The organism is Sediminibacterium sp., from assembly GCF_030695065.1.
GTDB lineage: Bacteria > Bacteroidota > Bacteroidia > Chitinophagales > Chitinophagaceae > Sediminibacterium.
In genome coordinates this window covers 331290-354874 of record NZ_JAUYTR010000011.1, presented here as the reverse complement: position 1 = coordinate 354874, position 23585 = coordinate 331290, and the positions used below count along the sequence as shown (strand labels likewise).

The 23585-nt window shown below is 37.0% G+C and carries 22 protein-coding genes and 1 tRNA gene; 9 read left to right on the top strand and 14 right to left on the bottom strand.

What is annotated here, in order from left to right; translation table 11 throughout:
* The first annotated feature begins 13 nt into the window (after positions 1–13).
* Both tsaE and Q8S25_RS05435 read left to right on the top strand, forming a co-directional pair.
* A complete protein-coding gene (gene tsaE, locus Q8S25_RS05440; RefSeq protein WP_305535622.1) occupies positions 14–436 on the top strand; it encodes a tRNA (adenosine(37)-N6)-threonylcarbamoyltransferase complex ATPase subunit type 1 TsaE in 423 nt (140 codons plus the stop codon).
* A 29-nt stretch (positions 437–465) separates the two neighbouring features.
* Positions 466–1680 (top strand): alanine dehydrogenase, encoded by a 1215-nt coding sequence (locus Q8S25_RS05435; RefSeq protein WP_305535620.1) that lies wholly within the window; start codon positions 466–468, stop codon positions 1678–1680.
* 1 nt (position 1681) lies between these two features.
* On the opposite strand, the gene Q8S25_RS05430 is transcribed toward Q8S25_RS05435, so the two are convergent.
* The 5 genes from Q8S25_RS05430 to Q8S25_RS05410 are packed head-to-tail and all read right to left on the bottom strand — an operon-like array spanning position 1682 to position 6865.
* Positions 1682–2296: an ATP-binding cassette domain-containing protein gene (locus Q8S25_RS05430; protein ID WP_305535618.1), complete on the bottom strand. Its 615-nt coding sequence runs from the start codon at positions 2294–2296 to the stop codon at positions 1682–1684.
* Positions 2286–3083 (bottom strand): acyl-ACP--UDP-N-acetylglucosamine O-acyltransferase, encoded by a 798-nt coding sequence (gene lpxA, locus Q8S25_RS05425; protein WP_324205253.1) that lies wholly within the window; start codon positions 3081–3083, stop codon positions 2286–2288. The genes Q8S25_RS05430 and lpxA overlap by 11 nt, the downstream gene beginning before the upstream one ends.
* Before the next feature lie 38 nt (positions 3084–3121).
* Complete coding sequence (locus Q8S25_RS05420; RefSeq protein ID WP_305535616.1) at positions 3122–4528, bottom strand: bifunctional UDP-3-O-[3-hydroxymyristoyl] N-acetylglucosamine deacetylase/3-hydroxyacyl-ACP dehydratase; 1407 nt, start codon at positions 4526–4528, stop codon at positions 3122–3124.
* A gap of 60 nt (positions 4529–4588) precedes the next feature.
* Positions 4589–5641, bottom strand: coding sequence for a UDP-3-O-(3-hydroxymyristoyl)glucosamine N-acyltransferase (gene lpxD / locus Q8S25_RS05415; RefSeq protein WP_305535614.1), 1053 nt, complete (start codon positions 5639–5641; stop codon positions 4589–4591).
* A 9-nt stretch (positions 5642–5650) separates the two neighbouring features.
* On the bottom strand, positions 5651–6865 hold the full coding sequence (locus tag Q8S25_RS05410; RefSeq protein ID WP_305535612.1) for an HD domain-containing protein: 1215 nt from the start codon (positions 6863–6865) through the stop codon (positions 5651–5653).
* 68 nt (positions 6866–6933) lie between these two features.
* On the opposite strand from Q8S25_RS05410, the gene Q8S25_RS05405 reads away from it, so the two are divergent.
* The 6 genes from Q8S25_RS05405 to Q8S25_RS05380 all read left to right on the top strand — a co-directional run bounded on the left by Q8S25_RS05405 (position 6934) and on the right by Q8S25_RS05380 (position 13915).
* On the top strand, positions 6934–8493 hold the full coding sequence (locus Q8S25_RS05405; protein ID WP_305535610.1) for a response regulator: 1560 nt from the start codon (positions 6934–6936) through the stop codon (positions 8491–8493).
* 76 nt (positions 8494–8569) lie between these two features.
* Entirely contained in the window at positions 8570–8845 is a 276-nt protein-coding gene (locus Q8S25_RS05400; protein ID WP_295236272.1) for a hypothetical protein, read from the top strand.
* 49 nt (positions 8846–8894) lie between these two features.
* Complete coding sequence (locus Q8S25_RS05395; protein ID WP_305535608.1) at positions 8895–9671, top strand: MBL fold metallo-hydrolase; 777 nt, start codon at positions 8895–8897, stop codon at positions 9669–9671.
* A gap of 20 nt (positions 9672–9691) precedes the next feature.
* Entirely contained in the window at positions 9692–10582 is an 891-nt protein-coding gene (locus Q8S25_RS05390; protein ID WP_305535606.1) for a helix-hairpin-helix domain-containing protein, read from the top strand.
* A gap of 168 nt (positions 10583–10750) precedes the next feature.
* Positions 10751–11890 carry an acyl-CoA dehydrogenase family protein gene (locus Q8S25_RS05385; RefSeq protein ID WP_305535604.1) on the top strand — a complete coding sequence of 380 codons (1140 nt, stop codon included), beginning with the start codon at positions 10751–10753 and terminating at the stop codon, positions 11888–11890.
* A gap of 129 nt (positions 11891–12019) precedes the next feature.
* A complete protein-coding gene (locus Q8S25_RS05380; RefSeq protein ID WP_305535602.1) occupies positions 12020–13915 on the top strand; it encodes an ATP-binding protein in 1896 nt (631 codons plus the stop codon).
* A gap of 2 nt (positions 13916–13917) precedes the next feature.
* Here the strand turns inward: Q8S25_RS05380 and Q8S25_RS05375 are convergent, their stop codons facing one another.
* From Q8S25_RS05375 to Q8S25_RS05360, 4 genes are read right to left on the bottom strand one after another with little or no spacing between them, the layout of a single operon-like run.
* Positions 13918–14079 (bottom strand): hypothetical protein, encoded by a 162-nt coding sequence (locus Q8S25_RS05375; RefSeq protein WP_295236258.1) that lies wholly within the window; start codon positions 14077–14079, stop codon positions 13918–13920.
* 21 nt (positions 14080–14100) lie between these two features.
* Complete coding sequence (clpX, locus tag Q8S25_RS05370; RefSeq protein WP_305535600.1) at positions 14101–15342, bottom strand: ATP-dependent Clp protease ATP-binding subunit ClpX; 1242 nt, start codon at positions 15340–15342, stop codon at positions 14101–14103.
* Positions 15343–15346: 4 nt separating this feature from the next.
* Entirely contained in the window at positions 15347–15988 is a 642-nt protein-coding gene (locus Q8S25_RS05365) for a ClpP family protease (protein WP_305535598.1), read from the bottom strand.
* 26 nt (positions 15989–16014) lie between these two features.
* Positions 16015–16710, bottom strand: coding sequence for a ClpP family protease (locus tag Q8S25_RS05360; RefSeq protein ID WP_305535596.1), 696 nt, complete (start codon positions 16708–16710; stop codon positions 16015–16017).
* 174 nt (positions 16711–16884) lie between these two features.
* Between Q8S25_RS05360 and Q8S25_RS05355 the strand changes: the two genes are divergently transcribed.
* Positions 16885–18465: a patatin-like phospholipase family protein gene (locus Q8S25_RS05355; RefSeq protein WP_305535594.1), complete on the top strand. Its 1581-nt coding sequence runs from the start codon at positions 16885–16887 to the stop codon at positions 18463–18465.
* A gap of 46 nt (positions 18466–18511) precedes the next feature.
* On the opposite strand, the gene Q8S25_RS05350 is transcribed toward Q8S25_RS05355, so the two are convergent.
* The 5 genes from Q8S25_RS05350 to Q8S25_RS05330 form a co-directional block, all read right to left on the bottom strand.
* The gene (locus tag Q8S25_RS05350; RefSeq protein WP_305535593.1) at positions 18512–19876 is read right to left on the bottom strand and encodes a trigger factor; all 1365 of its coding nucleotides are present in this window, start codon (positions 19874–19876) and stop codon (positions 18512–18514) included.
* Between the two features lie 80 nt (positions 19877–19956).
* A tRNA-Leu gene (locus Q8S25_RS05345) sits at positions 19957–20038 on the bottom strand.
* A 30-nt stretch (positions 20039–20068) separates the two neighbouring features.
* Positions 20069–20812 carry an ATP-binding protein gene (locus tag Q8S25_RS05340; RefSeq protein ID WP_305535591.1) on the bottom strand — a complete coding sequence of 248 codons (744 nt, stop codon included), beginning with the start codon at positions 20810–20812 and terminating at the stop codon, positions 20069–20071.
* A gap of 102 nt (positions 20813–20914) precedes the next feature.
* Positions 20915–22147 (bottom strand): serine hydrolase, encoded by a 1233-nt coding sequence (locus tag Q8S25_RS05335; RefSeq protein ID WP_305535589.1) that lies wholly within the window; start codon positions 22145–22147, stop codon positions 20915–20917.
* Between the two features lie 37 nt (positions 22148–22184).
* On the bottom strand, positions 22185–23429 hold the full coding sequence (locus Q8S25_RS05330; RefSeq protein ID WP_305535587.1) for a DEAD/DEAH box helicase: 1245 nt from the start codon (positions 23427–23429) through the stop codon (positions 22185–22187).
* Positions 23430–23585: the final 156 nt, after the last annotated feature.

Here is a 23585-nt window from a genome sequence, read left to right as displayed (position 1 = left end):
CTATCTTTGTATCATGGATGCAATTTTTACTATTGACCAAATTGATCGTGTAGCCGCGGCATTTTTTAAAAAGTGCAAAAAGCATAAGGTTTGGGCATTTCATGCGCCAATGGGGGCAGGTAAAACCACTTTTATTAGTGCACTTTGTACTCATTTAGGGGCAAAAGACGCGTTGAGTAGTCCTACTTTTGCCATAGTGAATGAATATGACAGCACAAATGCAGGTACATTGTATCATATGGATTGGTACCGCATCAAAACGGAAGCAGAAGCTATTGATGCAGGAATAGAAGATTTGTTGAACAGCGGATTGTATTGCTTTGTAGAGTGGCCAGAAAATGCCCCCGATTTATTAGGTCTAGACACCCTGCACTTATACCTCGAAGTATTAGATGCCCAAACTAGGCGTTTGTATATTCCTGAAGAACAAGCTTAATTTGTTAACTTCAATCTTTAACCTTACACATGGCAACCAGCAAACCAAGTATTAGTCCTTCGCTTTTATATGAGGCAATGGAGGAAACTTTAGATATTAAAACCCCAGGGGCAAAATTGCATATTGGCATCCCCAAAGAAATTGCATTTCAAGAAAATAGAATTGCGCTTACTCCCGACGCAGTAGGTGTATTAGTGGCCAATGGAAATATAGTTACCATAGAGCACAATGCGGGCGAGCGCAGTCATTATTCTGATAGAGATTATTCAGAAGCAGGAGCGCAAATTGTTTATGACCGTGCGGCTGTTTATCAATGTCCTATATTGGTGAAAAGTGCACCACCGGTTGAAGATGATATTCCTTTGTTGCAAATGAATCAAATCATTATTTCTCCAATACACCATTCGGCATTAAAAAAAGAAATCATTGAAAAAATGATGGCGAAACGCATAACAGCGTTAAGCTTCGAAAATTTTAAAGACGATAGTGGCACTTATCCTATTGTAAGAAGCATGAGTGAAATTGCTGGAAGTGCAGTCATGTTAATTGCAGGCCAATACCTAAGCAGCTTTAATGAAGGAAAGGGTGTGTTACTAGGAGGCATCAGTGGAATTCCGCCAACTAAAGTGGTCATTATTGGGGCAGGTATTGTAGGGGAATGCGCTACAAGGAATGCTTTGGCAATGGGTGCTTCGGTAAAAGTATTTGATAATAATATTTATCGATTAAAGCAAATGCAAAACAATCTCGGACAAAGAGTTTGGACCAGCGTTTTAGAACCACGAATATTAGCCAAGCAATTAAAAACCTGTGAAGTTGCTGTTGGAGCATTAAGCAATGAATATGGAAGGGCTCCTGTAGTAGTAACCGAAGAAATGGTAGCAGCAATGCGTCCTAACAGCATCATTATTGATGTGGCCATAGACAGAGGCGGATGTTTTGAAACCAGTGAGCTTACTAGTTATGAAGAACCTACTTTTTTAAAGCATGGTGTTATACATTATTGTGTACCCAATATTCCTAGTGGTTTTGCAAGAACTGCTTCTCAGGCCATCAGTAATGTGCTAATGCCTTTGTTATTAGAAGTAAGTGACGAAGGCGGCTTAGAAGAAATGATTTGGCATAAATTCAATGTTAGAGAAGGAGTATACTTATTTAAAGGTTCTGTAACCGATATTTATATTAGTCAGAAATTCGATTTAAAGTATACAGACCTTAATTTATTGATTGCGAGTAGACGATAAATTACTTGTAATCATTTATATGAATGCGTTCTGAGCAAAAGTGAATCTCAGCTTCTTCATTGCTGCAAATGATTACTATTTTATCGTTGCAATAATTTTGAATTAGTGATTGATAAAGTGCATAGCCTTCTTTATCTAAATTGGTACAAGGCTCATCTAGTAGTAGTACTGGGGTGTCTGAAAAAACAGCTTGAGCCAATTTGAGTCTTTGCTTCATTCCACTACTGAACTTGCTAATTTGTTTATTGGCAGTTTTGCCTAAACCAATAAGATCTAAAATTTCAGGTATTGTTTTTTTATTGCTTAAGGGTTTAAAACTTGCGTGAAATTGCAATAGTTCAGTACCATTCATTTCTTCAATCAATTCTAAATAAGGAGTACAAATTGATAGATGTTGAAAATGTTTTTCGGCTACTACTGGCAATTTAAAATTGCCCTCATTAAAATTAATATTACCTGCAATGCATTGCAATAAAGTACTCTTACCTGATCCATTGTGGCCGGTAATGGCATATGCATGTCCTGTATTAAATTGGTAACTCAATCTGCGGAATATCCATTCCCGATTATATTTTTTACCACAGTTAATTAGTTCAATGGAATAGTTATTCATCATCGTTGGCGCCCTTAGTAAAACGCTTGATAATACCCCGACCACTTTCTCTAATGAAAGTAACGATCTCGTCTCGTTCATCAGTGGCAGGTAATTCTTCTTCAATGTATTCTAGCGCTTGAGAAGTGTTTAATCCTTTGTTGTAAATGGTTCTGTATACGTCTAAAATATGGTTGATTTGTTCTAACGGGAATCCCCTTCTTTTTAATCCAACGCTATTTACTCCACCATAACTAAGTGGATTGCGAACTGCTTTTATATATGGTGGAACATCTTTGCTAACCAAGCTTCCCCCTGCAATAAATGTGTGTTGGCCAATATTAACAAATTGGTGTACCGCACTTACGCCACCTACCACTGCCCAATCCCCAATTGTTACGTGCCCCGCCACCTGAACACTGTTGCTCATAATAACATGACTACCAATGATACAATCGTGCGCAATATGGCTGTAAGCCATAATTAAACAGTGGTTCCCAATAACGGTTTTGCCTCTGTCTTCTGTTCCCCTATTGATGGTAACAAATTCTCTGATTGTAGTATGGTCACCTATTTCTACAGTTGTTTTTTCTCCTACAAATTTTAAATCTTGTGGAATGGCACCCAATACAGCACCAGGGAATATGCGACAGTTCTTTCCAATTCTGGTGCCATCCATAATGGTAACATTGCTTCCAATCCAAGTGCCTTCGCCCACTTGAACATCTCCGTGAATTACGGTAAATGGATCAATTTTTACATTGGGGGCAATGCGTGCATTGGGATCAATATAAGTATAGGGATGCGTCATATTTTTTCTTTCAATTGTAAGATACGATTTTGATTTCTTTAGCTGTCTGTTCTTCTTACTACTTGAGCAACTAAATCTGCTTCTGTGGCAACTTTGCCTCCAACATAAACCGTACCCCTCATTTCACAAATACCTCTTCTGATGGGGCCTAAGAATTCTAATTTCAATACCATTGTATCACCAGGCCTTACCATTTGCTTGAATTTACAATTGTCAATTTTTAAAAAATAGGTATCATATTTTCCTTCGGGCATAGAGTTAATACAAAGAATCCCCCCAGTTTGGGCTAAGGCTTCAATTTGAAGTACGCCAGGCATTACAGGATTGCCGGGAAAATGTCCGGGGAAAAACCATTCATTAAAACTTACATTCTTGATACCAACAATATAGGTATCTGTTAATTCAATGATTTTGTCGACCAATAAGAAAGGATGTCTATGTGGTAGGGTTTTTTCTATTTGTTCCAATGTGTATACTGGTGGTACTGTAGGGTCATAGGTAGGAACTCCCTTAACGTGTTTATTTTTTTTGATGTATTGCTTAATTTTCTTTGCAAACTCAACATTAGAACTATGTCCTGGTCTATTTGCAATAATTCTAGCTTTAATAGGGTATCCAATTAATGCTAAGTCTCCTACCACATCAAGTAGTTTGTGTCTGGCTGGTTCGTTAGGGAACCTGAGTTCTAAATTGTTTAAATAGCCCTCACTTTTAACCGCTATTTCTTCTTTCTTAAAAATTTTAGCCAAGCGAGTCATTTCTGCATCGGTAATGGGTTTATCTACCACCACTATAGCATTGTTAATATCTCCGCCCTTAATTAAATCGTTATCTAATAACATTTCTAGCTCATGTAAAAAGCAGAATGTTCTACAAGGAGCAATTTCTGTTTTAAAGTCTTTGATGGTTTTTAAACCAGCATGTTGTGTTCCTAAAACGGGGCTATTGAAATCAATAAGGGTGGTTATTTGATAGTCCATGGCAGGCAAAGCCACCATTTCCACTCTTTTGCCTTCGTCGTAATGATAAATGTTTTCATCTAAGCTATACCAGATCTTGGCGGCTTCTTGTTCTAAAACACCGGTTTCTTCAATTAAAGAGATAAAAGGAGCAGAGCTTCCATCCATAATAGGAATTTCAGGACCATTTACTTCAATTAATACATTGTCTACACCCATTCCTACCAAGGCGGCTAGAATATGTTCAACCGTACTTACTTTGGCTTCACCTACTTGGAGTGTTGTACCTCTACTGGTATCGGTTACTAAGTCACAATCTGCTTTAATGATGGGCTTATTGGGTAAGTCGGTACGTTGAAATTGAATACCAAACCCAGGATTAGCAGGCTTTAAAATCATATCTACCAATACGCCAGTATGCAAACCTGTTCCACTAATTTGTATTGGTTGAGATAAAGTATGTTGTTTCTCGGGATTAAAATTCATATCCATAGTTCCGCGCTTTAAGACTGCGAAATTAAGTTATCCCAATGGTTTAACCTCATATTACGATTTAACCCTTTCAGAAAGTAATTCCGCTACTAATTTTTCTAAGGCTTGAATCCTTTTTTCGGTTTCTGGTAAATTTCGAGTTGCTGCTTGAACCCTTAAAGAACTGGTATAGTCAAAAGCTGGGTAACCGTTCACAGATTTATTGGGCTCTTTAATGGTTTTGGTGATTCCACTTCTACCGCCAATTTTAGTGCCATCTGCAATACTTAAATGGCCTGCAACCCCTGTTTGCCCCCCCATCATTACATATTTGCCTACTTTGGAACTGCCACTAATGCCTGTTTGAGCCGCAATAACTGTATTACTACCAATTTCTACATTATGGGCTATTTGAACCAGATTGTCAATCTTAACTCCTTTACAAATTAAGGTAGACCCCATGGTTGCTCTATCAATTGTGCTATTGGCACCTATTTCAACATAATCTTCTACCACCACATTGCCCAATTGAGGCACTTTTGTAAAACTGCCATCTGCTTGTGGCGCAAATCCAAATCCATCACTTCCTATAATCACTCCTGCATGTATAATTACATTATTGCCAATAACGCAGTCTTTGTAAATTTTAGCCCCTGGATAAATGGTGGTGTTTTCTCCAACAATAACTCGATCTCCTAAATAAACACCAGGATAAATTTTACTATTGTTCCCAATTTTTACCAGATCCCCAATAAATGCAAAAGCACCAATATAAACCAATGAACCCATACTTGCAGAATCGGCAATATGGCTAGGACTTTGAATGCCTACTAATTGACTGGCAGCCATTTCCTGGTATTTGGTCATTAAAACAGCAAAAGCACTGTATGCATCTGGAACCCTTATTAGGGTTGCTTTCACAGGCGCTTTTAATTGCAACGATTGGTTCACAATCACTACCGATGCCTCTGTAGTATATAAATAGTCTTCGTATTTAGGGTTAGCTAGAAAAGAAATTTGAGAAGGTTTTGCCTCTTCTATTTTACCAAAAGAAACAACTATTGCATTTGCATCTCCTTCAATAATTCCATTGATTATTAATCCAATCTGGGCTGCGCTAAACTGCATATAGGTGAGTTAGGTTAACAGACAAATGTAGAATTTTTTTATCTGAGATGAAAGATTTTGCTGTATCATAGAATTGTCTACTTCTGTAATGTCTTTAACCGTTCCATCTTTGTACAAAATATTGATTTTCTCCTCTTTGCTTTGATAAGTAGTATTGGTTGCAATACCTGTAAAACAAAGAAAATTTGCTTCTTCCTCATTCACCCCAAATTGCAGCATGACTTGTTGTTTTTTGGCTTCTACAAATGATGGTTCAAATGGGGCAGCTTGAATACTGGTTTTATAAATATTTCGATTGAGCATTCTGGAACATAGCAAAGAGAGTACTTTGTCTGAATGGGTACTCCATTTTTTTATTGCACTAATTACATCAAAGTCGTCCATTAAGCAAAAACGTTTGATGGTTTCTGTATTCATTGGGCCATTGAATTCCCCCAGAAAAAAGTCTACCTGAGATCCAGTAGCTAAACTTTCTCTATGTTCATTGTATATAGATCTTACCCTTTGAATAATTTTCACCAGCATTTTTTCCGCAGACAATACCGTTTTATGCAAATAAACCTGCCAATACATTTGTCTTCTTGCAACTAAAAATTTTTCTACACTGTAAATACCTTTTTCTTCAACCATGAGTTGGCCATGATAAACGGTAAGCATTTTCAAAATTCGGTCATATCCAATTACACCTTCGCTTACTCCAGAAAAAAAACTGTCTCTGCTTAAATAATCCATTCTGTCTACATCTAATTGACCGCTGATGAGTTGATGAAGAAAGGGTTTATGGTATTGATTGGTGAATATATCTATGGCTAAACTTAACTGTCCATTCAACTCGTTGTTCATGAGTTGCATAATCTGTAATGAGAGGTCTTCGTGGTGAACCCCCAAAACCAGTTCATGTTCTAATGCGTGCGAAAATGGTCCATGCCCAATATCATGTAATAGAATGGCAGCTTTCACAGCTATTTCCTCTTCTTTGGTGATTTCTATTTCCTTACTCCTTAGCTCGTTCACCACATTACACATTAGATGGTAAGCCCCCAATGAATGGTGAAGTCGGGTATGTACCGCGCCAGGGTATACCAATTGTGCCATGGCCATTTGTTGAATTCTTCTTAGGCGTTGATAAAAAGGGTGTCCAATTATTGAAAAAATGAGTGGATGACTAATTGTGATGAAACCGTATACTGGATCGTTAATAATCTTTCTTTTTAGATTGGCCATGCTGTTGCTGAATTGTTAATAAAGGTAGTATTTAGTAGTACAAACAAAATTATAAATAGCTTAGCAATATGGCAATTGCACAGATATTATGGGTAGACGACGAAATTGAAAGTCTTCAGTCGCAAAAAATCTTTTTAGAAACCAAGGGGTATGCAGTGCATACCTTAACAAATGGATATGATGCAATTGAGTATATTCAACAACATTCAGTTGATGTGGTATTGATGGATGAGAGTATGCCTGGGATAACCGGTTTGGAAACGCTTACCAGAATGAAGCAATTGCAACAAAGGTTACCCATTGTGCTGATTACCAAAAACGAAACCGAGAATTTGATGGATGAAGCAATCGGTAGTCAAATTGCCGATTACTTAATTAAACCAGTGAATCCCAACCAGGTATTACTTAGTTTAAAAAAAATTATTGATAACAAAAGACTTGTTGCAGAAAAAACTACGGTTTCTTATCAGCAACAATTTAGTGAATTGTTTATGGCACTTTCGGGTAATCCAGATTACCAAGAGTGGATGGATTTGTACAAGAAATTGGTGTATTGGGAATTAGAAATGGAAAAAAGTGATAGCCCCGAAATGAGGGAAATTTTTTACAATCAGAAAAAAGAAGCCAATGCTGCTTTTGGAAAATTCATTTCTAAAAACTACGAAAAATGGGTTGCTTCTGCAGCAGCAGATGCGCCCATAATGAGCCATCAATTGTTACAGTTTAAAGTATTGCCCCATTTAGAACAAGATGTTCCGCTTTTTTTTATTTTAATAGATAATTTAAGATACGACCAATGGAAAGCCATTGAACCCATATTTGCCGAAAGTTTTAGGGTAACAGAAGAAGATAGTTTTTATTCTATTCTTCCTACCGCTACTCAGTATTGTCGCAATGCCATTTTTGCTGGCATGATGCCTGCTGAAATAGAAAAGAAATTTCCGCAGTTATGGAAAAACGATGAAGAAGAAGGTGGCAAAAATTTGCATGAACAAGAATTTCTAGCTGCGCAATTGAAACGGTTAAAAAAGGATCAGATAAAATTCAGCTATCATAAAATTTTGAATCACCAAGATGGGCAACAATTGGTGAATAATATGCATAATTTATTAGGGAATCAGTTGAATGTGATTGTTTATAATTTTGTAGACATGCTCAGTCATGCAAGAACCGAAATGGAGGTTTTGAAAGAATTAGCAAGTGATGAAGCCAGTTATAGAAGCTTAACCAAAAGTTGGTTTGAACACAGTCCTTTGCATCAAGCCCTTAAAAAAGTTTCCGATAAAAAAATTCGAATTATTTTGGCTACCGACCATGGAAGTGTTCGAGTAAAAACGCCTCATAAAGTGATTGGAGATAAACAAACTACTACCAATTTGAGATACAAACATGGCCGAAATTTGAATTATGACGATAAAGAAGTGCTGGCATTCAGGGATCCATTAAAAGCCGGATTACCAGTTCCCAGCATTAACTCCTCCTTTATTTTTGCAAAAGAAGATGGGTTTTTATGTTATCCCAATAACTATAACCATTATGTAAACTATTACAAGAATAGTTTTCAGCATGGTGGTATCAGCTTAGAAGAAATGATTGTTCCGCTTATCAAAATGGACTCAAAAGCATAGTTATTCGGTATTTCTACCCATTTTGTGGATAAAACCATTGCCAATTAAGTAGCACTAAGTTTAAATTTGTTCTGCTATGAAATACACGCAATCAACATTAGACAAGTTGGAAGATATTTTGGGTGAATCTGAATATGTTGTTAGATATGAAAGGGGTACTTTTCAAAGTGGATGGTGTTTATTAGAAGCCAGAAGAGTGGTGGTCCTGAATAAGTTTTTAAATACCGAGGGTAGAATAAATACTTTGATGGAAATTATTCCCCAATTGAATATTCAATTTGATAAGTTAACGCATGAGTCTCAAAAGCTTTACGAAGAAGTAGTTAAAAAATCCGTTACAGTAACCGAATAATTGCGTCATTTACGGTAGTGCCCAAACAAAATTACCTTAGTTTTAGTAGGTGAAACAGTCCACATTAAACATTCAGTTTTTAGGAACAGGAACCAGTACGGGAATTCCAATGATTGGATGTAGTTGTAAAGTATGTTTGTCTAGCAATGCCAAAGACCAGCGGTTAAGAACAAGCGTATTAGTTGAAAGTGCACATACCAGTTTGGTCATAGATACTACTCCCGATTTTAGGTATCAAATGCTAAGAAGTAAAACCACACATTTAGATGCGGTCTTATTTACCCATTCCCATAAAGATCATATTGCAGGGTTAGACGATATTAGGGCTTTCAATTTTTTTTCTGGAAATGCAATGAATATTTACGCCAATGCTTCCACAGAAGAAGCCATCCGTCGAGATTTTTATTATGCTTTTTCCGATAATAGGTATCCTGGTACACCTGAATTGCAAATGCATACTATTGTAGAAGATAAATTTTTCATAGGTGATATTGACATTCAGCCTATTAAAGTAATGCACCATCGGATGCCTGTTCTTGGATATAGATTGGGAGATTTCACCTATATCACCGACGCCAATTATATTGAGCAATCGGAATTGGATAAAATTAAAGGATCCAAAATTTTGGTGTTAAATGCACTTAGAAAGGAAAAGCATTTATCTCATTTCACTTTACAAGAAGCATTAGATATTGCTCATTTAACAGGTGTTCCAGAAGTATATTTTACCCATATTAGTCACCAGCTAGGAATGCATGACGCAATTAATGCAGAATTGCCTAGTCATGTTCAACTAGCTTACGATGGGCTTTGTGTTCGTTTGTAATTCCGCCATTTTTTGCGGCTTTGAAAAAAATAATTTTATCTTACTTACAATTCTCTAAGAAAGAAAGAATTGGGTTAGCCATTGTATTGTTCTTATTGGGCTTATTTCTTTATTTGCCTAGTTTAATAAAACCAACTATACAACCCCTACAGCATTCAGATACAGCATGGCTGAATGGGGTAGACTATGTAGAGAAGAGGAAAACAGAAACCTTTAAAAAGGACTATGCAAAGCCAGCCCCAGTAAAGCCAACCTATTTTCATTTTGATCCAAATACTGCTACAGAAGATCAATTTATTTTATTGGGATTGACTCAAAAAAATGCACAAACCATTTTACGTTATAGAAATAAAGGTGGAAAATTTAGGGAGCCTAAAGATTTTTTAAAGATTTGGGGGATTGATCCCGCTGTGGCTAAAGCATTAATTCCTTATATCCGTATTGTTCTAGCCAACAGCCCCAGCAAATACCCAGCTGTTAATAGCAGCGGCGGCTATAATCCCACATATACCCCCAAAAAAATCCCAATAATTGAGGTTAACTCGGCTTCAGTAATAGAATGGGAAGCTTTGCCCGGAATAGGCCCTGTTTTGGCAACCAGAATAGTTAAATTCAGAGATAAGTTGGGCGGTTTTGCCGAAATAAATGAAGTTCAAAAAACCTATGGTATTTCCGATTCATTGTATAGTCAAATTAAACCATTTTTACAACTGAACAGCACTGGAAAGCCTTCTATTAATACTGCTGGTGTAGCTTTATTGCAAAAAGCAGGGGTTTCTTCTGCAATTGCAATAGCCATTGTAGAATATAGAAAGCAATATGGATTATTTACTTCCTTAGCCGATTTAAAGAAAATTGTTTTTATTCAACCCGCACAATTAGAGGAGCTATTAACCTTGGTAAAACTGTGAATGTTTTTCCCTTTTGCTGATCATTTTTTTAACGCTTTTTTTTAAGTGGACTTACCAGTAAAATCCCCTAGATTTGCGCTACAAACTAACTAACGGTTGTTTGTTTTAGGGGGTCGGAAAGAACATGCTTGCTCTGCTCCGACCCCCGTCTATTTAAATTAAAGTCAAATGCATTTTCAAGAAACAGAGTTAACACAACAAGTTGCAGCAACAGCTAAAGATTTTGCAGAACAATACATTCGACCACATGTGATGGAATGGGATGAAGCACAAATTTTTCCAGAAGCCTTGTTTAGAGAAATGGGAAAATTAGGCTTAATGGGGGTTCTTGTTCCAGCGGAATATGGTGGTGCTGGTTTGGGGTATTTTGAATACAATGCCATTATTCAAGAAATAGCTAAAGTATGCGGTAGTATTGGGTTAAGCGTAGCCGCCCATAATTCACTTTGTACCAACCATATTCTTTCGTTTGGTAACGATGAACAAAAGAAACGTTGGTTGCCCAAGTTGGCCTCGGCAGAATGGATAGGTGCATGGGGTTTAACTGAACCAAATACGGGTAGCGATGCTGGCAATATGAAAACCACTGCCACAAAACAAGGTGATCATTGGGTATTGAATGGTACTAAAAGTTGGATTACCCATGGTAAAACAGGGGAAATTGCGGTAGTGATTTGTAGAACAGGTGAGCCTAGAACCAGCGGAAATTCCACTGCATTTGTGGTTGAGAGGGGTACTGCAGGATTTAGTGCTGGCAAAAAAGAAAATAAATTGGGAATGAGAGCCAGCGAAACAGCTGAAATGATTTTTGACAATTGCATTATACCCGACAGTAATAGACTCGGTGCGGTGGGAGACGGTTTTAGACAAGCCATGAAAATTTTAGATGGGGGCAGAATTTCAATTGCGGCTTTATCAGCCGGAATTGCAAAAGGTGCTTACGAAGCGGCTTTACAATATGCACAGGAAAGGCATCAATTTGATCAACCCATTGCTTCATTTCAAGGAATTAGCTTTAAACTAGCAGATATGGCTACTGAAATTATGGCTGCTGATTTATTGATTTGGCAGGCCTGCGATCTTAAAAACAGGGGTGAGAAAGTGACTAAAGAGGGGGCAATGGCCAAGTATTATGCCAGTGAAGTGGCCGTTAAAACAGCAACAGAAGCGGTCCAAATTTTCGGGGGATATGGATATACAAAAGATTTTCCTGTTGAAAAGTACTATCGTGACGCAAAATTATGTACTATTGGGGAAGGAACTTCAGAAATTCAGAAACTGGTGATTGCAAGAGAAGTACTTCATTAATTGTTTTTCGATTGCTTGCTCATAATACGGGACCCCTTTGGGGTCCTTTTTTTATGTTGAAAGTATAACGCAAATCTTTGTATCTTGAATATCGAAAGTCCATTAAAATCCATATCTACATTTAGCATCATGCGGATACTGTTTTTGTTTATTTTATCTTGTTTTATATCACCGTTATTTGCACAAAAAAATACCGGGTCGGCTTACATTGTTGATTCATTAAATAAAGCCGCTTTTAGTTCTAAGCGATCAGATATTTCTAAGGCTTTGAATCTTTTAATTATTGCCCAAAATACTGCAACGCAAATTGACTATAAAAAAGGACTTGCCATTGCGTATTTATACGAAGGGGGCATTTACCATCAACAAGGATTTACAAAACGAGCGTTAACCGATTTTTATCTTTCTTTGGATATATTTAAAAGAATAAAAGACACTTTCAATATTGCAAAAGTAAGTCAGCAAATTGCAGGTTCTTTATTAGTTGAAGGAAAATACGACACTGCTGTTACTGTTTTTAATGAATCATTGCAAGTTTACATTCGATTTAATAAACAAGAAGAAGTTGTTAATGTAAAAAATAGTTTAGGGCTTATTCAACTGTATCGAAATAAACCAGATTCGGCTGTAATTCTTTTTAATCAAGCATTGGTTACTAGTAAGCAAATCAACTATGTATACGGCGAAAAGAAAGCATTGTATCATTTAGGTAAGCTAGCATTGGAAGGGAAAAATTTAGAGTTAGCAGTATCTTTTTTTAATGCTTCTATTGCCATTGACCAGAAAATAAATGATCGCTATGGGCTTGCACTAAATAATGTAGAGTTGGCCAATGTTGCGTACAAACGCGGTCAATTAGATGCGGCTTTTGCAATGTCTAAAACAGCTTATGATTTTGCAAAATCTGTTAATGCTTACGATATATTAGATCAAAGTATAGCACAAATTATTACCTACTACCGTAGAACGAATAATCTGGAAAAAGCTATTGCTTGGCAAGACACTTCAATACAAATCATTAATCAGCACCGAATAAAAGAAAATGAATACGCTACTAACTTTATTGATATTATAAAGAATCAGCAGAACCTAAGATTAGATAGAGAAAATGCCATCATTCGTGCGCAACGTGCATCCGATGAGCAGGTTTTCATACTAACAGTTGGAACTTTCATTTTAATCATACTTGCAGTATTGGTGATTATGGTTTTTATTAATTACCAAAAACAAAAACATTTTAGTAGAGAGCTAAGAGCAAAAAATATTTTAATTGAGGCGCAAATAGAAGAGATGGGTGCACTCAACAAAGAAATTTCTTTTCAAAATAGAATGCTTGAAGCAGATAATAAAACCAAAGATAAATTGCTCTCAATTATATCACACGACTTACGTAACCCACTTGTGAATACGAAAGGAATCTTGAATTTAGTGAATCAGGGAATGGTTCCTGAAGACCAAGCAAAACAGTTGTTACTTCAATTAGAAACCCAATACATGGGTACTACTTCATTATTAGACAATTTGTTGTTTTGGCTTAAGGGACAAATGGCGGGTAAAAATCTGGATCGATCAAATGTGGTAATTTTTCAACTAGTAAAAGGGTTAGAAGACGAGCATAAAATGTTGTTGGTTAGAAAAAACATTGCATTCAACAATGCTTTGCACCCACAAATGTTTGTTTACGCCGATAAAGAGATGATTAGAATAGTATTGAGAAACTTAATCAGCAATGCCATAAAGTTTACCCCAGAATATGGTAGTATAGATATACGTGCTGAGCAATTGGAAACTGAAGCATTAATTTATGTAGAAGATACCGGTATAGGAATGTCTAAGGAAACAATTGATAGGGTAAATGCAAAGCAGTATTATACAACTGCAGGAACCTCAATGGAAAAAGGAAGTGGCTTTGGATTAATGTTGTGTAGCGATCTAATTAATAGACACGATGGTAGCTTAACTATAGAAAGCATACCTGGAAAGGGCAGTAGATTCATCATCAAACTGCCCATTACCAAAACTTAATATTATTCTTCGTTTTTATTTCCAGCAGCAAAAATTTGGTCAACTGCTCCACCTAACATGGGAAATTTATCTTTCACAAAACCAGCAATGGTAGTAATGGCTTGTTGTGCTTGCTGCTCTGTAAGACCAGCTTCTTTCACTAATTTTTCTATTAACTCATTCATGTATAAATATTGATTAAAGGGTTAAGCAACTTTAAGTGCACTCAATTTACTTTTGCTAAACATTTTTTCTGCATAATCTAAAGTAACATTCAAGGTAGTCGCATTTGTTCCTGGTAATTCAAACATGGCTTCGGTTAAAATACTTTCGCAAATACTTCTCAAACCTCTTGCACCTAGTTTATATTCCATTGCTTTTGCTACCATAAAGTCTAATACTGCAGGCTCAATGGTTAATGCAATGCCTTCCATTTCAAACAAACGAGTGAACTGCTTAATTAAAGAATTCTTTGGTTCGGTTAAAATACTTCTTAATGTTTCGGCATCTAAAGGATTTAAATGTGTTACAACAGGTAAACGGCCCAGTAATTCAGGAATCAATCCAAAACTTTTTAAGTCTTGAGCGTTAATGAACTCTAATAAATTGCTTCTTTGGTGTTCTTGCTCGTCTTTGTTTACACTAAAACCAATAGCATTGGTATTGATTCTTCTAGCAATTACTTTGTCTATACCATCAAAAGCACCACCGCAAATAAATAAGATATTTTTAGTGTCTACCTTAATCATTTTTTGCTCAGGATGCTTTCTACCTCCTTGAGGTGGAACCAATACTTCAGTACCTTCTAACATCTTCAATAATCCTTGTTGAACACCTTCTCCGCTCACGTCTCTGGTGATAGATGGGTTATCGCCCTTGCGAGCAATTTTATCAATTTCATCTACATACACAATGCCCTTTTCTGCTGCGGTTACATCATAATTACAGTTTTGTAACAAACGAGTAAGCATACTTTCCACGTCTTCTCCTACATAACCTGCCTCTGTAAATACCGTTGCATCTACTATAGCAAAAGGAACATTCAATAAACGAGCAATTGATTTAGCTAGTAAGGTTTTACCTGTTCCTGTTTCACCCACCATGATGATATTGCTTTTTTCTATTTCAACATCATCCACAATTTGTTTATTATTTACACGCTTGTAGTGATTGTAAACCGCTACGCAAAGTATTTTCTTTGCTTCGTCTTGACCAATTACGTATTCGTCTAAAAACTGTTTAATTTCTTTAGGCTTTCTTACTTGAACAGTTCCTGATCCGCCTGTACCTGCAGGATTGTTTTTTGCAGTTAATTCTTGAGCAATAATTTCTTCTGCATGTTCTACACAATTTTCACAAATATGCCCCTCTTGTCCGGCTATCAGAATCTTTACCTCATCACGGCTTCTTCCACAGAAAGAGCAATGTAAATTGTTTTGTTTTGCCATAACCTTATATCTTATTTAAGATACTGTCTGCAATGCCATAAGCTACCGCTTCAGTAGCATCCATCCAGTAATCGCGGTCAAAATCTGCTAAGATTTGTTCCACTGTTTTTCCGCAGTTTTCTGCTAAAATTTTAGCCCCTAATTGTTTGGTCTTTAAAATTTGATTTGCTTGAATTTCTATATCAGCACTTGTAGCTTGATAATAACCCCCTAAACTTGGCTGGTGTATCATTACTTCGCCATGTGGGTAAATATAACGATGCCCTTTAGCGCCTGCACTTAAAAGTATAGACCCCATACTAGCAGCTAAACCCATGCAAATAGTACTTACCGGACTTTCAATCATTTTAATGGTATCGTACATTACCATTCCACTGGTAACTACACCACCTGGGCTATTGATGTATAATTTAATTTCTGCACCAGGCTTGTCGGCATCCAATAAAAGCAATTTAGTTACAACTTCTTTTGCAGATTTATCGTCTACCACTCCCCATAAATACACTGCTCTTTTTTCGAAGAACAGTTTTTCCATTTTTTTAGTCATGAAAGTACCCATGGCGTCTTGCTTCTCTTCTTTATTTTCTTCTGGTTCATCCTGATCATTATTCAGAAATGGATTCACGATATATTTAGACTGTATCATTATTAATAGGTTTGGGTTTTATACAATTATCCTTTCTTTTCTTTACGAGGGTTGGTTAACAATACTTCGTCTACCAAACCATATTCTTTTGCTTCAGTAGCAGTCATCCAGAAATCACGATCACTGTCTTTAGCAATGGTCTCAATTGGTTTACCTGTATGATTTGCAGTGATTGCGTATAGCTCCTGTTTCAATTTTTTAATTTCACGAGCAGTAATTTCAATATCAGTTGCTTGACCACCAATACCACCACTTGGCTGGTGCATCATAATTCTACTGTGTTTCAGTGCGGTTCTTTTGCCCTCCACTCCTGCACACAATAAAATTTGACCCATGCTTGCTGCAATACCTGTACAAATAGTAGCCACATCGGGTCCTATAAACTGCATTGTATCATAGATGCCTAAGCCAGCATAAACGCTGCCACCTGGGCTGTTAATATACATTTGAATATCTCTAGAGCGATCGGTACTTTCTAAGAACAATAATTGAGCAGTAACAATATTGGCAACATAATCGTTAATGCCTTCGCCTAAAAAAATAATGCGATCCATCATTAAACGGCTGAACACATCCATACTCGCAACATTGAGGGGTCTTTCTTCAATGATATAGGGAGTAAGGTTAGTTACCTGACCATAATTTTTGTAGTTATGTAATACACCGCTGCTAATGCCATGATGCTTAACTGCGTACTGTTCAAACTCTTTTCCAATATTCATACAATTATTTTTCGCTTTGAAGTTAAGTGTTTTGTTAAATAGGTATATAGACTGTTCAAATACTGTGCAAAGCTCTGTTTATGGCAATTTGACATAATAGCCTTCAATACCGTTAAAAAACGGTTGCAAAGGTCGTTCATTTTAGATAAGTTCAAGGCAGCTATTTGTTAATATATGACAGAAAACCCTTTTCATATAGGACTTTGTATGGCAGGAGCCGTTTCAGCAGGAGCGTATACAGCAGGGGTGGTCAATTATTTACTGACTGCATTGGACCGGTGGGAGCAGTGCCGCGGCCAAGCAGGGGTTCCAACACATCGGGTAAAACTGTCTGTAATTGGGGGGGCTTCTGCGGGAGGAATGACTGGATTTTTGACGGCAGCAGCAATTAATCAGCGAAGTAAAAATTTATTTTATAAAAGTTGGGTAGCTATGCATGGCAACAATATGCTGGGTCCGCTTTTAAATTGTTCAGATTTACAAGAAGCTGGCTTATTTAAGTCATTCTTAAATGGCCATTTTGCCAATGATTTGGCATCGGAAGCTTTTGGTTACAGTTCCAATCATTGGAACAATACCCCAGCTTATATACATCCGCAACTAAAAGTATTTGCCACGCTAACCAATTTAGAAGGTTTTGGGTATCCTATTTCATTTAACACCGATTTGAAAAACAAGGACCATACCATGTCGGTGCACTATGACTATGCCTGCTTTCAGTTAGCCACCTACAACAAATATAGCAATGGCTGGATGCCCATTAATTTAAGAACGGGGTTGAATGCGAATATTTTTAGAGAGGCGGCAATGGCAACAGGTGCATTCCCCCTTGTGCTACCAGCAAGAACCTTAAAACGTCCAAGGTATGCTATTGAGGAAAACAAATGGATTAACCAGATAGGTTTAGTGTTGAATGAACAACAGTCCTATTATGAATCGGTACATGTAGATGGGGGCCTAATGAATAATGAACCATTCGAAAAAGTAAGGGAAATATTAAATGCATTGGTTTTAGAAGAAACAAAGCAAGTAAATGCGTTCAATAACTTTGAACAGTTTAAGAGTACGGTATTAATGGTAGATCCTTTTCCTGGGAATATAGCAGCGCCCTTTCCTCATCAGCATTCGGCAGTAGCTATTGCAAAACATACGCTGTATGCTATGATGCAACAAGTGAAAGCCAAACCAGCCCCTATTGCAGATGTATTAAGTAAAAATAAAGCAGGCCAATATTTAATTGCTCCTGTTAGATATGCTGCAGACGAATTGAATACAAGAATTGAAGGTGCTAAAGCCATAGCTTGTGGAGCCATCAATGGTTTCAGCGGTTTTATAAGCCAAGCATTTAGGGAACATGATTATGCTTTAGGGCAGTACAATTGCGAGCAGTTTCTTCGTAACCATTTTACTATACCCATTGAGCATTTAGCTGCACACCCTATTTTTTCTAAAGGATATGATGGAATAGATATTACACCTTATACTTCAACTCGTTCCCAATCGGTTCAAATTATTCCAGTCATTGGCGCCCAACAATATCCCAAAATCTGGCCTGTTCTTAACCATGATCCAATCCTTTCACAGAAGAAGGCAATTCGCAAGCGGGTTGCTGCGCTTTCCAATAACATACCGTTACATGGATTTAGTAAACATTTGCTTTATATAAGTGGACAATTGTTTTTGAATCGATTGATTACGCAACAAACCCATCAATTCATGCTGAAGCAATTAAAAGAACATGGATTAGTAGAATAAAAAAACCAACCCTAGGGTTGGTTTTAAAATCATTCAAAAAACTAAATTAATGGTGATGGTGTTCTAACTTTTTAGCAAAATCATCTGCGCTAATTGACTCATCCATTGCTTTAACTTGAGATTCTAATGCATCAAATAATTTCTCTGCATTAATTCTATGATAGCTGTCTTCTACAAATTTCTTGTCTTGCATCATGCGGTTGGCATAGTCGTCTACCCATTGTTGGTTATCGCCCAAAGCACCTAACTGATTGCCCATATAGCTGAACAATTGCATTTTTGCAAAATTGCGAATGTCTTCAGGTAAAACTTCAATTTTATTGTCTTGAGTAAGTTTACTGCTAATTAATGTCCACTTTAATTGTTTTACAAATGAAGGGAATTCAGCTTCTGCTTCTTCTGCAGTTTTAGGTTTTTCTCCTCCATTTTGTAACCAACGTTTTAAGAAACTTTCAGGAAAATCCATATTAATATGGTCTACCAAGAAATGATAAATCTGATCTTGTATTTGGTTACGAGCAGACTGAGCATAATACTTTTCAATCTCCGCTTTAATTTCGTTTCTTAAGTCGGCTTCTGTTTTGATTTGGTCGTTTCCGGGATAAATTTGAATAAATAGTTCTTCGTTCAATTCTGCTTTTTCTACTAAACCAACTTTGGTGATTAATAGGTTGAAATATTTATCCGCATCGTCTTTGGTTAAACCAAGGTCTGCTAAAATTGTTTCTGCTTCTTTGTCTTCAAAAGCTTTTTTAATTTGCAATAAAACCACATCGTCCTTTTTCTTATCCATCAAATTCTTGCGGAATTTCTCTGCAAAATATTTAACCAAAACAGAATTGTCTTTGGTAATACCGTTTTCAATTGGGTTCCCTTTAGCGTCGGTTTCAGTGAAAGTTACATTCAACACATTGTCTTCGTTTGTAACTGTTTCAGGCTCGGTCATTTTACCAAAACGAGTTTGTAATCTGGCAACTTCGTCGTTGATCATTTCGTTGGTTACGGTAACTACATATTTAGTAGCAGTAAATTTTGATAAGTCTACATCAAAATTGGGCTTCAATCCAATTTCGAAAGAGAATGCATAATCAATTGGATTATTCATATCTAAAACACGCGCATCATTCTCTAATGGCAATGGTTGAGCAAAAATATCTATTTGCTCTTTGGCCATATAGGCATTCATTTCTTGTTCTACCTTACGGAGTACTTCGTCGGAAAATACACCCTGGCCGTACATTTTCTTAACCAATCCAGTAGGTACCATACCTTTTCTAAAACCTGGGATATTGGCTGTTTGGGCGTATTTCTTCAGGCTGGTTTCAAAGCCTTTTAAATAATCATCCTTTGTAAGGGTAACGGTAAGCTTATCATTTAATAAGCCAATGTTTTCTCTAGTAATTGTAGCCATATAGGTGTTTTATAAACTTAAAATCGGGCTGCAAAGGTAGGGGTTTCGCACAAAAAAACCACCTTAAAAAGGTGGTTAAGTGCGGATGATAGGGGTCGAACCTACATGCCTCGCGGCGCTAGATCCTAAGTCTAGTGCGTCTGCCAATTTCGCCACATCCGCATTTTGGACGGCAAAAATAAGGGGATTTTTTTAAAAACGAACAGTAAACTTGGTTCCAATGCCAGGTTCACTGCTGCAATTAATACTGCCACCTTGTTCTTCAATTTGGTTTTTGATTAAGTAAAGTCCTATTCCCTTACTGTCATAACCACTGTGAAAGCTTTTTTGAAACTTGAATAATAAGTGGCCAAACTTGTTTAAATCGATGCCCAAACCATTGTCGCTTACGCTTAAATAACTACTGCCCTCGTTGTCATAAGTGCTTATATGAATGGAAGGAGGGAGTGTTGGTTTGGTGTATTTTAAGCTATTACTCAATAAATTGTATAAAATACTTTGTAAATAGACTTTTGGATAAACAATATTGGCAACAGCAAGGTCCATGGTGATGATAGCATTTTTTTGCTGAATGATATCTTGTAGTTGTAAAGCAGCACTATTGATCACATCTTCAAAAACACAATCCGATGCAGGAATGTCTTTTTCTAAGTGAATTTGTAGAATTTGAATTAATTCATTGAGGTTATTTGTTAAGTCGTTGCTGACCTTCTTTAAATAATCCATAGATGCTTTCTTCAACTCAGGATCGGTAGTGCTCTCATACATTTCGAGCATCTTCGAAATATTGTGCGCTGGGCCTCTAACATCATGAGTGATAATGCCAGCAAAATCTTTAAGCTGACTAACTTTTTTTTCTAATGCATGTTGAATTTTGAGCAACTTTTTATTTTGCTCTTCTAAGCTTTCTATTGCTTCTTGGGTAGGATTGATCATGGCGCATAATCGGCTAGGGGGAACGCCGTTACCTAAAATTAGGTATTTCTTTAAATGATTTAGCTTATTATTAACTATTCGTCAATTGACGAATAAATGATATTATTTCATTGCAGCAAGTATGGCTCCAATTGTTTGATTCATGCCAGATTGGGTAATCCACCTCAAGACCACTACCAAATCATTTTCCTGATCTACATAAATGGCATTATTACCATTGCCAATATGAACAAAAGCCGATTCAGGTGCAGCGGGTAAAAATTTTCGGTTGGTGTTTAAGAAAAAATTCATGTAGCCATATGCTGGGTTGGCTGGCCCAGGAGTTTTGGATTGTTTAATCCAGTTCTCCGAAATAAGCTGTTGATTATTCCATTTTCCATTTCGCAAATGAAGCAATCCAAATCGGGCCATATCTTCGGCATGAATGAACATACCACCTCCCCAATGGCCACCTCCACTTACCGATTGTACTGGTTGGCCATCTAAAACAATCCATGAATTTCTATACCCTGTCCATCGCCAAGTAGAAGAAGCGCCTATAGGATCCATAATTGATTGCTTTAATACTTGCGGTAATGGTTTTCTAAATACACTGGTTACGGCTAATGCCAAAGCATTTACCCTAACATCGTTGTATTCATAAACTGTTCCAGGAATATTTCTAGATCTATTTAGCCATTTTTTGGGATCTACATCTGGGCGATCTGCCCAATCGGGTTTACCCCACAAAGTACCTTCCCAATCGCTGGTTTGCCTTAACATTGATTCCCATGTGATGGTTTTATTATGGGGAGTATTAAAAGGCTGCAAAAGTTCTGTTTGTTTAAACTGTTCTGCAGGTTTTGTAACAGGATTGGTAACAAATAATTCAATTGAAGGAATATAAGGCGCAACCAAATCATTCACTGAAGCAATCAGTTGTTGATCTATTGCAAGTCCTACAACGGTAGACAAAAAGCTTTTTGCCACACTATGGGTCATATCGCATTTTAAAGGATTGCCCCATTCTGCAATTTTATATCCTTTGTAAACAATAATACCAGTTTGATCGCCCCTATCTTCAAAAGGTCCAATACCATCTCCAAATGGTTCTTTCCCAAATGTTTTATAATGGTTCTCCTCCATACTACGTGGATTGGGAGACTCCGCTTGTTGGGCAATTTTAATGGCTTCTTGAATAGCCGATGCAGAAAGTCCTACACTTTCCGGACTTCTTTTTTCCCAAGAATGCAAAGAAGGATAATACAATGAAGGGGCTACTGCTTTTTTAGATTGGCTAAAGCAGTTAATGGATACAATAAGGGCAACCAATAAAAAACGATAATGCTTAATCATGCATTCAAATTAAGCATTATCGTTTATGTAAAGCAATTTACCCGCGATTTTGAGCAGACTTATGGTAACTAAATTTTCTTGTTCTATTTTGTTGTTGGGGTCTTCTATTGCGTTCAGGAAGTTTAAAACTACCTACAACAGGGGCTTCTGAATGATAAGCATGATCGGTAACAACCGGTAATTGAATCTTGATTAGTTTCTGAATATCTTTTAAATAAGCCCTTTCTTCTGCATCACAAAACGATACGGCCATACCACTTGCGCCTGCTCTACCCGTTCTGCCAATTCGGTGAACATAGGTTTCAGGAACATTAGGAAGTTCATAATTAAAAACGTGCGACAGTAAATCAATATCAATACCTCTTGCAGCAATATCAGTTGCTACCAAAATACGCGTTGATCCTGCTTTAAAGTTGGTGAGTGCACGTTGTCTTGCGTTCTGCGATTTATTACCGTGAATGGCTTCTGCAGTTATTCCTTGTTTAGTAAGGTCTTTTACTACTTTATCTGCGCCATGTTTGGTTCTCGTAAACACCAATGCAGTTTGTATTTGTTGGTCTTTTAATAACTCATTCAACAAATGTTTTTTGTTTTCTTTCTCAACAAAATATACTGCCTGTTCAATTTTTTCAACGGTTGAAGAAACTGGAGTAACTTCTACTTTTGCTGGGTTATGTAAAAGTGTGGCAGACAGTTTTTCAATTTCAGGAGGCATTGTTGCAGAAAAAAACAGGGTTTGTTTTTTTGCAGGTAATTTGGCAACAATCTTTTTTACATCGTTGATGAATCCCATGTCTAGCATGCGATCTGCTTCGTCTAATACAAAAAATTGGATGTCGTGTAAGCGCACATGACCTTGTTGCATTAAATCTAGTAATCTACCTGGTGTTGCAACCAAAATATCTACGCCACTGCGTAAAGCATTTACCTGATGAACCTGCGAAACTCCACCAAAAATTACTTGGTGTTTCATTCTTAAGTTCTTGCCATATGCTGCAAAACTTTCATCAATCTGAATAGCCAATTCTCTGGTTGGCGTTAAAACAAGGGCTTTAATTCCTTTGCTGTAATTTCCGCCAATTTGTGTTTTGCAAACCAATTGTAAAATTGGAATAGCAAATGCAGCTGTTTTGCCTGTGCCGGTTTGGGCGCAACCCAATAAATCTCTTCCAGCCAATGCCAATGGAATAGCTTGTTGCTGAATAGGGGTAGGATTTACGTACCCTTCTGTTTCGAGCGCATTCAAGATGGGCTCAATGAGTTCTAATTCTTTGAATAACACATTATGTGATTTAAGTGAACACCTGAAATTTCAAGTGCTATATAGCCTAACTATTGATGGGATTACCTTGTCACTGAAGTAGATGCCAGTCTAACCGAGAGAGTATATGAATGAGACAAAGTTAATCAATTTTGGCCAAAAGCCCAAACAGGGGCT